The sequence below is a fragment of the Burkholderia sp. AU30280 genome, from assembly GCF_020420125.1.
Taxonomy (GTDB): Bacteria; Pseudomonadota; Gammaproteobacteria; order Burkholderiales; family Burkholderiaceae; genus Burkholderia.
The window spans coordinates 353852-365812 of sequence record NZ_JAIZRY010000005.1 but is presented as its reverse complement, the minus strand read 5'-3'; the positions used below and the strand labels follow the sequence as shown (position 1 = coordinate 365812).

General features: G+C 68.3%; 12 protein-coding genes and 1 pseudogene. 3 read left to right on the top strand and 10 right to left on the bottom strand.

Annotation, left to right across the window (positions count from 1 at the left end):
- Positions 1–452: 452 nt before the first annotated feature.
- From LGN17_RS14510 to LGN17_RS14495, 4 genes are all read right to left on the bottom strand, one after another.
- The gene (locus LGN17_RS14510) at positions 453–890 is read right to left on the bottom strand and encodes a hypothetical protein (RefSeq protein ID WP_175952616.1); all 438 of its coding nucleotides are present in this window, start codon (positions 888–890) and stop codon (positions 453–455) included.
- Between the two features lie 374 nt (positions 891–1264).
- On the bottom strand, positions 1265–1924 hold the full coding sequence (locus LGN17_RS14505; RefSeq protein WP_226197406.1) for a methyltransferase family protein: 660 nt from the start codon (positions 1922–1924) through the stop codon (positions 1265–1267).
- 162 nt (positions 1925–2086) lie between these two features.
- Positions 2087–2251, bottom strand: coding sequence for a hypothetical protein (locus LGN17_RS14500; protein WP_011353821.1), 165 nt, complete (start codon positions 2249–2251; stop codon positions 2087–2089).
- Between the two features lie 256 nt (positions 2252–2507).
- Positions 2508–2927: an HIT family protein gene (locus LGN17_RS14495; protein ID WP_043181059.1), complete on the bottom strand. Its 420-nt coding sequence runs from the start codon at positions 2925–2927 to the stop codon at positions 2508–2510.
- Positions 2928–3189: 262 nt separating this feature from the next.
- Here LGN17_RS14495 and LGN17_RS14490 point away from each other — a divergent pair, with 262 nt between their 5' ends.
- Positions 3190–4590: a serine hydrolase domain-containing protein gene (locus tag LGN17_RS14490; protein WP_226197405.1), complete on the top strand. Its 1401-nt coding sequence runs from the start codon at positions 3190–3192 to the stop codon at positions 4588–4590.
- Positions 4591–4679: 89 nt separating this feature from the next.
- Here the strand turns inward: LGN17_RS14490 and LGN17_RS14485 are convergent, their stop codons facing one another.
- The 6 genes from LGN17_RS14485 to LGN17_RS14460 all read right to left on the bottom strand — a co-directional run bounded on the left by LGN17_RS14485 (position 4680) and on the right by LGN17_RS14460 (position 10253).
- Positions 4680–5303, bottom strand: a complete 624-nt coding sequence (locus tag LGN17_RS14485; RefSeq protein WP_226197404.1) for a glutathione S-transferase family protein — start codon at positions 5301–5303, stop codon at positions 4680–4682.
- Positions 5304–5375: 72 nt separating this feature from the next.
- Positions 5376–6875: a TIGR01777 family oxidoreductase gene (locus LGN17_RS14480; protein WP_226197403.1), complete on the bottom strand. Its 1500-nt coding sequence runs from the start codon at positions 6873–6875 to the stop codon at positions 5376–5378.
- The gene (locus LGN17_RS14475; RefSeq protein WP_226197402.1) at positions 6872–7756 is read right to left on the bottom strand and encodes a thiol-disulfide oxidoreductase DCC family protein; all 885 of its coding nucleotides are present in this window, start codon (positions 7754–7756) and stop codon (positions 6872–6874) included. Before LGN17_RS14475 ends, LGN17_RS14480 begins: the two co-directional genes overlap by 4 nt.
- 100 nt (positions 7757–7856) lie before the next feature.
- Positions 7857–8327, bottom strand: a complete 471-nt coding sequence (locus tag LGN17_RS14470) for a DUF2269 family protein (RefSeq protein ID WP_226197401.1) — start codon at positions 8325–8327, stop codon at positions 7857–7859.
- Complete coding sequence (locus tag LGN17_RS14465; RefSeq protein WP_226197400.1) at positions 8324–9631, bottom strand: SDR family oxidoreductase; 1308 nt, start codon at positions 9629–9631, stop codon at positions 8324–8326. Before LGN17_RS14465 ends, LGN17_RS14470 begins: the two co-directional genes overlap by 4 nt.
- 88 nt (positions 9632–9719) lie before the next feature.
- Positions 9720–10253, bottom strand: a complete 534-nt coding sequence (locus LGN17_RS14460) for a GbsR/MarR family transcriptional regulator (RefSeq protein WP_011353812.1) — start codon at positions 10251–10253, stop codon at positions 9720–9722.
- A gap of 164 nt (positions 10254–10417) precedes the next feature.
- Between LGN17_RS14460 and fabV the strand changes: the two genes are divergently transcribed.
- The gene (gene fabV / locus LGN17_RS14455) at positions 10418–11620 is read left to right on the top strand and encodes an enoyl-ACP reductase FabV (RefSeq protein ID WP_226197399.1); all 1203 of its coding nucleotides are present in this window, start codon (positions 10418–10420) and stop codon (positions 11618–11620) included.
- 73 nt (positions 11621–11693) lie between these two features.
- Positions 11694–11930 (top strand): annotated as a pseudogene (locus tag LGN17_RS14450) (TetR/AcrR family transcriptional regulator); the annotation flags it as partial.
- Positions 11931–11961: the final 31 nt, after the last annotated feature.

Below are 11961 nucleotides of genomic sequence, written 5' to 3'. Positions count from 1 at the left end.
CAAGCAACGCGCACGTTCGCCGGGATGCAAGCGGCGCAGGCGAATGACCGCTGCCATTCCGGTCGCGCACGCGGGTCACGATACATCCGGTTACGCAGATTGGCGTGCGACGACGTGCGCACGGCACCAAGCTGCACCGCGCCAATCATCTGCCGTCGTCAGGCCGGAGAACGGGCCAGCGGGAATCGAACGAAACGCGAATGGTATCGACACTGCCCGGACGCATTCAGTCGCGAGAGTCGATGTAGTCGGAAAACGGGGAGAAGCAGCGAGGAGGGAAATTTGCCAGCCCGTCGATCGGGCATCGGGCTGCGGCCAAAGCGGCCGGAATGGGTTCGCCGATCTGGCCGGCGATGGCGGCCCGGCAAGCCGCCGGGCCGAATCTCGCGTCGGGTGCCGACGCCGTCGGCGCGCCGGTGCGCCGTTCGCGCACCGAGCCGCGCCAGCGGCAATCAGTCCCAGTCGCGGTGGTGACGGTGCTTGCGGTGACGATAGCCGCGATCGCCGTGGTCGCGTTCGTACGAACTGCGCGACATGTGGCCGCCGAGCGCCGCGCCGGCGCCGCCGCCGACAGCCGCACCCAGCAGGCCGCCCGTGCGGCCGCCCATCGCGTTGCCCGCCGCGGTACCTGCGCCGCCGCCGAGGGCGCCGCCGATGATCGCGCCGGTGCGCTCGCGACGGTTCGACGTCACCGCGCCACCCGCGCCGCCGCCGATGGCACCGCCGATCACCGAGCCCGTGCTGCCGCCGAGCGCACCGCCGACCGCTGCGCCGGCTACCCCGCCGAGCGCGCCGCCAAGCGCGTTGTTCATGTCACCTGCCATGGCCGGCAGTGCAGTCGCGCCGGTCAACGCGGCGACGACGAGAGCGGGGGCGATTTTCTTCCACATTCCCGTATTCTTCCTTGTTCGCAATCTGGTTATTGAAGGTCCGCTCGGTACGACGATCTGAATCGATCGACGTCGGGTCAGGCATTGTGCCGAACCGCGGACCAATTCATTTCAATGAGCTTGCGGCGAAGAATAGCACCGGTCCCACATCCTTGCCGCGGACATTCTGGTAACAAGTTGTTTACGAATAAGCGACGTTGAACGCACGCACCGGAATGCCCGCAAACCCGCGCCGGCATTGGCTCCGCGGAGGATCCGGCGCGGCTGGACGACACGCCGGCCATGTGCGGCGTCGCACGTTTGCGACACACGTGGCAACACATCGGGAACGAATCGTGAAGCCCGAAACGACGGCGGGGAAGAAATGAAGGGAGTCAGTACACGCCGGGCAGCAGACGCCAGGTCCGCGCGCAATACGCGTCGTATTCGGCGCCGAATTGCGCACGCAGCAGCGCCTCCTCGGAGCGGATGCGCGCGACGAGCGGCACCATCGTCAGCACGACGAGCAGCACGCCGACGCCCGAGCGAAACGCCAGCGCCCAGCCGACCGAATTGACGAGCAGGCCGAGATAGCTCGGATTGCGGATGCGGCTGTAAATGCCGTCGGTCACGAGCGTATGGCCCGACTGGATCGCGACGAGCCCGCTGAAGCGCTTGCCGAGCACGAATACGGGCCAGATGCGCAGCACGCCGCCCGCGATGTACAGCACGACACCGATCCAGCGCACCGCATCGCCGCCGAAGGTCCAGAAGTCGAGCCGGTCGGTCAGGGCAGGCAGGTACGCCAGCAGTAATCCGCTGATCCCGAACGCCGCGAGCACCCAGCGGTTGTCGCGGTTCTCGCGCTCGCCGCTGCTCAGGTTGCCTTCGGTGAACAGCGCGGCGCCGGCCATCGCGAGCGTCGCGACGACGACGACGGTCAGCGGTGGATGCGAGAAGAAGGCCGCGAACCCGCCGCTGCCGAGCACCGCGAGCCCGAGATAGACGAGCGTGGAGATGCCCGACAGGGCGGCGACCTTGCGGGTGACTGTCATGGCTGCCTCACCGGCATGCGGAATGCACTTTCCTGTGAAGTATAGGAACCGCGCGCACGCCGTGCAGCGCACCGCCGTCATGCGATACGCGAATCCGCGCGAGTCTCCGGCGCCACACGTTGGCGCTGACCGATGCGGCCCGCGCCAACGCCCGGTGCCGGATCAGCGGATGCGGAAGTTGCCGCCGATCCCGACGCTGACGGGCGGCGCGTAATACGCCGGCGCATAGCCATAGTAGGCGGGCGCGGGCGCGTAGCCGTACGGCGGCGCGACGTAGCAGCCGGACAGGCCGCCGATCAGGGCAAGCGTGATGAGAAGTCTGGTCATGGCTCGATTCCCGGCGCGAAAGACGAATGGCACCTCGCGAAAGCCTGGCCGCCGCAAACGGCGGCGGCCGGCACGAAGAGGCGATCCGCCCTTCCTGTCGCTCGATGATGCAATGCGCCGAGTCTAGCGCCGGGTTGGCCGGGCCGAGTTTCGCCGGCGGTTACACGTGTTACCTCGCATGACCGCTGAAACAGGCGATGGCGCGGCGGCCGGCCGGTGCGCCAGGCCGCGCCGTCGCCACGTGCAATCGCACGCGTTACACGAAGCGCGCGCGAATGCGCTGCGCAAGCGCTTCGAGCGTCGCGGCGTCGGCGATCTCGCGCGCATGCATCCGCAGCTCCGCGCCTTCCCAGCGCGGGATCACGTGGAAGTGCACGTGCGGCACCGTCTGGCCGGCTGCCGCGCCGTTGAACTGGCCGATGAACACGCCGTCCGGCTCGAGCGCCGCGCGCACCGCCGCCGCGACGCGCTGCGTCATGCGAATGCCTGCCGCGGCGGCGTCGCCGGACAACTCGAAGATCTGCGCGGCCGGCTCCTTCGGGATCACGAGCACGTGGCCGTCGGCCTGCGGCATCAGATCCATGATCGCGAGGGTCGCGTCGTCTTCCGCGACTTTCACGCACGGCAGTTCGCCGCGCAGGATTTTGGCGAACGGGTTGTTGTTGTCGTAGGACATGGCATTTTCCGATAACGGTTGGACTGGGAGAGTGGGCAAGCGATGCCGCACGATTATCGGCCGACGGCGGGACCGATGCCAACTCGTTCGCCATGCGACGGCGGCCGAATCGTTGCGCGGGACGTGGAAGGCATGACGCGTCACGCACCGGCCGCCGCACGGTCGCCATCGCGCGTCACGCCACCGTGATTGCCACGCATCGCCCGAACCTGCGACACTGCCGGATCGCTGCCTGCCGGCATACCACCGAGGACGCTCGCGCATGACGATCCCCTTCAAGAAGCTGATCCTGGGCGGCGTCGCGCTCGGCGTCGTCGCCGCGGTCGGCTACACGGGCACCATGCTGGCCCGGCTCGCGCCGATCGCGACCGGCTATGCGGCGAAGACGCTGTGTTCCGGCGTGTACGTGTCGGGCCGCCCGGCCGCGTCCGTGATCGACGTCGACATCATGGCCGGCGTGCATCCGCTGCTGAAGCTGGTGCGCCCCTCGATCGACCCCGACCATCATCGCGCGACGGCGACCTTCGCCGGCTTCGCCGGACGTGAAGCCGACTTTCGACCCGGGCTCGGCTGCACGCTCGCGATCGGGCCGTCGCCCGGCGCGTTGCCGGCCGCGCTGCCGCCGCTCCCCGATCCGCCACCCGCGCAGCCGGCACCGGCCACGCCGCCGGCCGGCATCGACGCGCGGAAGCTGCGGGCCGCGCTCGACCGCGCATTCGACGAGCCCGATCCGGCGCGGCCGCGGCGCACGCGCGCGGTCGTCGTGATGTGGCGCGGCCAGGTGATCGCCGAACGCTATGCGCCCGGTTTCACGGCCGACACGCCGCTGCTCGGCTGGTCGATGACGAAGACCGTGACGGCCGCGCTGGTCGGCGTGCTCGTCGCCCAGCACAAGCTGTCGGCGAACGCGTCGGCCCTGCTGCCCGAATGGCGCGACAGCGGCGATCCGCGCGCGGCCATCACGCTCGACGAGCTGCTGCGGATGACGAGCGGCCTGCAATTCAACGAGAACTACGACGACGCGCTGTCCGACGTCGCGTTGATGCTGTACGAGCAGCCCGATACCGCGCGGTTTGCGTCGGCAAAGCCGCTCGCCGCGACACCCGGCACGCGGTGGTCCTACTCGAGCGGCACGAGCGCGATCATCGCGCGCGTGATGCGCGAAGCATTAGGCGGCAGCGAGGACGACTACCTCGCGTTTCCGCGCCGCGCGCTGTTCGCGCCGCTCGGGATGCGCAGCGCGGTGTTCGAGCCCGATGCATCGGGCACGCTCGTCAGTCCGTCGTACATGTATGCGAGCGCACGCGACTGGGCGCGCTTCGGGCAGTTGCTGCTGCAAGACGGCGTATGGGACGGGCAACGGCTGCTGCCGGAAGGCTGGGTGCGCTACCTGACGCGCGCGACGCCGCAGTCCGAGCGACAGGAGTACGGCGCGCAGCTGTGGGTCAAGGTGCCGGAGCCGTTCAACGATCGCGATCCACATGCGGTCGCGATGCCGGCCGACGCGTTCCATGCGGTCGGCCATGAAGGCCAGTTCGTGAGCGTGGTGCCGAGCCGGCAACTGGTGGTGGTGCGGCTCGGGCTGTCGCGGCCGGAATCCGCGTGGAATCACGAGGCGTTCCTCGCACGCGTGCTTGACGCGGTGCCGGCGCCCGGCGCATGACAATGGGCCCGCGGGCCCGTGCATGCCGTTCATGACGCGGACGCGGCGGCGATTGCCACGCCGCCGCGCCGCGCGCTACCTGCGAGACATCACGGGTTCGCGCTGCCCGCGTATTTCTGGAAACCTTCGCGCGTCGCGAGACGCTCGATATAGCGCGAGACCGCCGGGAAATCCGGGTGCTCGAACGGCGTGCCGAACCAGCGGTTCACCGACAGGCCGATCGGAATGTCCGCGAGCGTGAAGCTGTTGCCGGCCACGTACGCGCCGGTCGTTTCGAGCTGCGCGTTCAGCACCTGCATGTGCTTCGTCCAGCCCGCGATCGACTGCGCGATGCCGGCCGGATCCTGGTGATCGGGCGATTTCCGCACGAGGCCGAGGAACGCGCCCACCCACGAGCGGTTCAGGTCGGCACCCTGCCAGTCGATCCATTGATCGACCCGCGCGCGCGCCTGCGGCTCGGCCGGATACAGCGCGTCGCCGCCATAGCGGTTCGCGAGATAGCGGATGATCGTGTTCGATTCCCAGAGCACGAAATCGTCGTCCTTGATGACGGGCACGAGACCGTTCGGATTCAGCGCGAGATACGCCGGATCGTTGGTCGTGCGAAAGCCCGCGCCCCAGTCTTCCTGTTCGAACGGCAGATTCAGCTCGGTGCACAGCCACAGCACCTTGCGAACGTTGATGGACGGGATCTTGCCGAGGATGTGCAGCATGCAGTCTCCTTGTGAGGTCGGATGCGGAGCGCCCGGGACGCACGACACGTCCCGAACGCGTTCATGCCGAATTTATACACGACCACGCGGCACACGACAGGCCGTACGCGAAAAATCCGCATGCGGCCGATTCGTCAGGTCGCGCAGCGCATGCTCGGCCGTCGGGAACCGGAACATGAATCCGTCCTGATGCAGCCGCGCCGGCACCACGCGCTGCCCGTCCAGCAGCAGCTCGGCCATCTCGCCCATCGCGATGCGCAGCGGCGCGGCCGGCACATGCAGCCAGGCCGGGCGGTGCAGCACCTTCGACACGACCTGCACGAACTCGCGCTGGGTCAACGGCGCGGGCGCGACCGCGTTGTAGACGCCGTGCATGCCCGGGTTCGCCATCGCCCGCGCGACGATCCGCAGCACGTCGTCCCGGTGGATCCAGCTCATCACCTGCGCGCCGTCGCCAAATCGCCCGCCCATCCCGAAGTAATGCGGCAACAGCATCGGGCGCAGCGCGCCGCCGGGGCCGAACACGACGCCCAGTCGCAGCACCACCGAGCGAACGCCGTGGCGCGCGAGCGGCTGCGCGGACTGCTCCCACTGCCGGCACAGTTCGGACATGAAGCCGGTGCCGGCGCTGCTGCCTTCGTCGAGCCGCTCGTCGCCAGGACGCACGCCGTAGTAACCGATCGCCGATGCCTGGATCCACGTGCGCGGCTTGACCTCGGCGGTCTCGACCCAGCGCATCAGCGATTCCGTGACGCCGACGCGGCTGGCAAGCAGCACCGCCTGCCGGCGCTTGCTCCAGCGCGCCCCGAGCACCGGCGCGCCCGCGAGATTGATGACCGTGTCGAAACGTTCGTGAGGCTGCAGTTGTTCGACGGACGTGACGCTGCGCACGCGGCCGTGAAACAGGTAGGCCGCGCGCAGCGGATCGCGCGCCAGCAACGTGACCGCATGCCCCGCATCGAGCAGCTGGTTCACGAGGGTTTCGCCGATGAAGCCGGTCCCGCCGGTCACGAGCACGTTCCCCGGCGGCTGCCCCGCGAACGGATTGGCGATCGGCGCGGAACGTGCGATCCGGCAGGCCGCCATCCCGTCGCGGATTCCCGATACCGTCACGCCGACGGCGAACAGGCTCAGCACCCAGCCTCGCCAGCCCAGATCGATCGCCTGCAGCGCGGTCGGCTCGTGCGCCCACGCAGCCAGTTGCATCGCGATCATGCCGAACAGCGCGCCGCCGTTGACGGCCAGCAGCGTATGCAACACGCGCTCGGTTGCCGGCAGCTTGCGGCTCTCATCTTCGACGACGAAATCCCACAGCGTCAGCACCACCTCGACGACGACCACCGCCGCGATTGCCGCGACCCACGCGCCGTGAAAAGCGACGTTCGCGATCGACGCGAACACAAGGCCGTAGAGCACGGAACGCACCGCGTGAATCGCCAGCTCGAGCCGCGCGCGCGGGCGGTGCGGGAGATCCTGCGTGAGTTCGTGGTGATAGAGCGTATCGAATGCGCCCATCGCGCCCTGCACGATCAGCAGGTTGAGCGCCCAGTCGAAAGCAGGCAAGGTGTTCATTCGGTGTCCCTCCTCCACAGCCAGACGAGCGGCGGCACCATCGCGACGAGTGCCGCCGCATCGATCGCCACGTGGCCCGATACATGGGCCTGCATTGAAAACAGCATGTCCTGCGGCGCCCAGATCGACAGGCCGGCCAGCAACCATCCCCACACTTCCCGCCGGCGCAGCCGGTTGCCGAGGTGGACGAGCGCCAGCATCCAGACCGACGCGCACTGCACCGTCGCGCCGATCAGCGACATCCACCAGATCTGCTGCGCCCGCGCCGGTGCGGGCGCCGCGCCCGCCCAGAAGTGCAACTCGATGACGCGGTGATACGCGTCCAGCCATGGCGCGCCGGCCATCCGCGGAACGGCCATGCCGACGAGCAGGTGTGCGATCGCCGCGCCATACATCCAGGTCACCACGATGCGGCGCGCCGCGTCACCCGCCGGACGATCCGTCGCACGATCCGCCGCGGGTTCGGCGGCACGGCCGCGACCGCTACCGCACGTCGCCCCGTCGCACGGCCCGTCGGCGCGATAGCCGAGCCACCGCGACACCGCATGCCGGTTGCGCGCGAAGCGGCGATACAGCGGCGCCAGCGCACCGCGCACGGCCGGCACGCGAAGCAGCCGGACGAGCCAGCGGCGCCCGGTCAGCGCATGGGCGGCCAGGATGCTGTCCACGCCGGTCAGCATGCGTCCGTCGGGCAGGCGCGCGTGCAGCTCGCGATTCAGCGCGGGCAGATCGACGCCCAGCGGCGCGGGATCGAAACCCGGCTCGGCGATATCGACGAAAGCCAGCCGCCGGCGCGCGTCGCGGGCCCCGAGACGCCTGATCTCCGCAACGCATAACGGACATCGTCCGTCGAAGTACAGCACCAGTTCGCTTGAACTCATGATTCGCATTCCTTCTTTTTGTCTGTCGCATGCCTCATGAATCGATCGACTGCTTTCCGTCATGCCGCATCGCCGCTTCCGTGCAGCGGCGGCAGCGCGCTTACATCGGCTTGAGCACCATCAGGAAGTAGACGGTCAGCATCGCGAAGAACGCCGGATAGCCGAGCAGTTCCCAGCGCTTCGCGTAGCGCCAGTACCGTTCCGGCAGCGCGGCCGCGCCGTGCGCATGAGCGAGCTTCGCCATCGCAGCCAGTTCGACCTGCAGCCACACGACCGGCAGCCAGCACGCGCCGGCGATCGCATACAGCACGATCGACGCGACGAGCCACGGCGTATGCCACGGCCAGCCGGCCGTGTGCGCGAGCCAGAGCCCCGATGCCGGCTGGAAGATCACGGCCGGCGTCGTGAACCACCAGTCCGCGCGCACCACGAGCCGCGACACGGCCGCGATCGCGGGCACCGAGCGCGTGCGGTTCGCGAAGAACAGGTAGAACGCGGTGCCGAACCCCGTGCCGACCAGCAGCACCGAGGACAGGATGTGAAGCGCCTTGATGACGAGATAGGTATTCATGCTTGTTCTTCTTCTGAAAAAAGGATCAACAGGATCGCGAGAATCGGCACGTTCTTGAGCACGGGGCCGAACGGTTCGGCGAGCAGGCCCGGCATCGTGACCGCGATGACCGCCGAATACGCGACGATCAGCGCAGCTTGCGCGCCCCACAGGCGGCGCGACGGCGCGACGACGGTTGCGATGCCGAACGCGAAGTCCAGCGCGCTGGCCGCGTAGAGCGCGATCAACGCCGGCAGCCCGGTCAGGTGCGCGGGCGCGAGCAGCGCGAGGCTCGCGTGCAGCGGATGGATGAACGCGCTGGCGATGGCCGTCCAGATCCACACGATCGCAAGCGCGCCGCGCAACAACGGACGACGCCACATCGCAAGCGCGTCGCGACGCAGCGCGGCCGATTCCGCGCCGATGAAGCCGTCGATCCCGCGCGGCGGCCGGCCGAGCATCGCCGTGGCCGCAGCCGGATCGCCCGTGTTCCCGCTGCGCAGCATGGCCCACGTGTCACGCGTGAACATTGCCCCCGGCAGCGTGCCGAGCAGCACGGCCACCGCGCCGGCCAGCGGGCCCGGCAATGCGATGCGGGCGGCCGGCGGAAACCCCAGTGCGGCGCGATAGCGGGCCAGCATCTCGCGGTATTCGATTTCGTCGGCGCCGACCACGTCGATCACCGCGCGGCCGGCCGTCGGCGCATCGACGCATCGCGTGACGACTTCGACGAGATCGTCGACGTGCACGGGGCGCAGCCTCTGATGGCCACCCGCCGGCAGCACCTGCACCGGCAGGCTCGCGAGCATCCGGAACAGCCGCGCCGACGCGCCGGCCGTGCCATAGACGAGCGCGGGACGCACGATCCGGAAGTCGATCGGCAGCGTCTGCAGGAAGCGGTCGGCTGCGTACTTGCTCGCGAAGTAGCGCGTGTCGCCCCGCTCGACGCCCAGCGCCGAGATCTGGATCACGCGCCGCAAGCCGGCGCGGCAGCACGCGGTGAAGAGCGCACACGGCGCGGCGCGATGCACGGCGTCGAGCGTCGCGCCGCGCCGATCGGCGAGGATGCCGACCGCATTGATCACCACGTCGACGCCCCTGAGCCGCGCGAGCCACGCGTCCGGGTCGACGTCCTTCGCGAAGTCGATCGCGACATCGGACGGACCGACCGCATGACGCACGCCGCGCAGCACTCGGTGGCCGCCGGCTTCGAGCTGCGCGCACAGCGCCCGCCCGATGAAGCCGTTCGCGCCGCACACGAAGACGGTCGTGCTGCGCGCCCCGGTGCGGTCATGCGGGCGGCTCGACGGCAAGACAGCGTCCATTTTCATCCTCTCTTTACAGTTATTTCTGTACATACAGAAATAACAATCCCGAAAAAAGCGGGCTGGCTGCCCGCACTGCGTGTCCCGCTTACTTCGACGGCTTGCGCCGGACCGTCTGGCTGATCTTCGCGCCGATGCCGAGCGCCTTCATCAGCGTATCGGGCTTGAGCCGCAGCATCTCGTCCGACCAGGTCGTGAGCGTTTCGACGAACTGCAGCGTGTCGCGGATGCGCTGCTCGGTCTCGCGGCTCTCGTTCGCGATCTCCGGATTCGTCAGGCAATCGCGCAACACCGTGAGCGTCGGCTCGATCTCGCGCTGCCGCCGCCCTTCGACGATCAGCTTGAAGAGTTCCCAGATGTCGGTCGACGTCTCGAAGTGGTCGCGGCGGTCGCCCAGCACATGCACGACCTTCGCCAGCCGCCACGCCTGCAACTCCTTCAGGCTCGTGCTGACGTTGGAGCGCGCCACGTTGAGCGTCTCCGCGATCTCGTCGGCCGCGATCGGCCGGCCGGCCAGATAGAGCAGCGCGTGGATCTGCGAGACGGTGCGGTTGACGCCCCACCGCGAGCCCATTTCGCCCCAGTGGAGAATGAATCGTTCGGCAATCGGTGTGAGTTCCATGACGTGAAATTTAGGCATTTCAGTTATTTCTGTCAAGAGAGAAATAACCGGACGATCCGCCGGGTTCCGGCCACGCCCGCCCGCGATCTGCCGCATCCATTACAATGCGCGGGATTTTCCGAATTCAGGCCGTCCCAGCCTTTCTGACTAGAGTAGAGGTTTCCATGATCATCAAACCGCGCGTGCGTGGCTTCATCTGCGTGACGACTCATCCGGTCGGCTGCGAAGCCAACGTCAAGGAACAGATCGACTACGTGACTTCGCACGGCCCGATCGCCAACGGCCCGAAAAAGGTGCTCGTGATCGGCGCGTCGACCGGCTACGGCCTCGCCGCCCGGATCTCGGCCGCCTTCGGCTCGGACGCGGACACGCTCGGCGTGTTCTTCGAGCGTGCCGGCAGCGAAACGAAGCCCGGCACGGCCGGCTGGTACAACAGCGCCGCGTTCGAGAAATTCGCCGCCGAAAAGGGGCGCTATGCACGCAGCATCAACGGCGACGCATTCTCCGACAAGGTCAAGCAAATCACGATCGACACCATCAAGCAGGATCTCGGCAAGGTCGATCTCGTCGTCTACAGCCTCGCGGCACCGCGCCGCACGCATCCGAAGACCGGCGAAACCATCAGCTCGACGCTCAAGCCGATCGGCAAGACGGTCACGTTCCGCGGCCTCGACACCGACAAGGAAGTGATCCGCGACGTCACGCTGGAGCCGGCGACGCAGGAAGAGATCGACGGCACCGTCGCCGTGATGGGCGGCGAGGACTGGCAGATGTGGATCGACGCGCTGGATGAAGCCGGCGTGCTGGCCGACGGCGCGAAGACCACCGCGTTCACGTATCTCGGCGAGCAGATCACGCACGACATCTACTGGAACGGCTCGATCGGCGAAGCGAAGAAGGATCTCGACAAGAAGGTGCTGTCGATCCGCGACAAGCTGGCCGCGCACGGCGGCGACGCGCGCGTGTCGGTGCTGAAGGCCGTCGTCACGCAGGCCAGCTCGGCGATCCCGATGATGCCGCTGTACCTGTCGCTGCTGTTCAAGACGATGAAGGAAAACGGCACGCACGAAGGCTGCATCGAGCAGGTGTACGGCCTGTTCAAGGACAGCCTGTACGGTGCGACGCCGCACGTCGACGAAGAAGGCCGCCTGCGCGCGGACTACAAGGAGCTCGATCCGCAAGTTCAGGCGAAGGTCGTCGCGCAGTGGAACCACGTGACGAACGACAACCTGTACGAGCTGACCGACTTCGCCGGCTACAAGACCGAGTTCCTGCGCCTGTTCGGCTTCGAGATCGCCGGCGTCGACTACGACGCGGACGTGAACCCGGACGTGAAGATCCCGGGCATCATCGACACCACCGTCTGACGGTACGGCCCGCCGCCCCCGCTGCACGCGCCGCGGGGGTGACGGGCTCGGGATTCCGGTGACGTCAGCGCGGCGCCGGTTCCATGCGCACGGCCTCGCCACGTATCTCGATCGGCTGGAACCGATGGTGGCCGTGGAAGGCGCAACGCCAGCACGGACGCGTCGCGACGCGGCCTTCAGCCGGATGGTCGGCGCGCTCGTGCTGTCGCGCGCGATCGCCGGCACCGATCCGGCGCTGGCTGACGAGATCCTCGCCGCAGGGCCGGACACGCTCACCGCCGAACGCGACGATCCGCTCGCGCCGGCATGACGGACAAGTCGACGCGCTGGGTGCCCTTGCC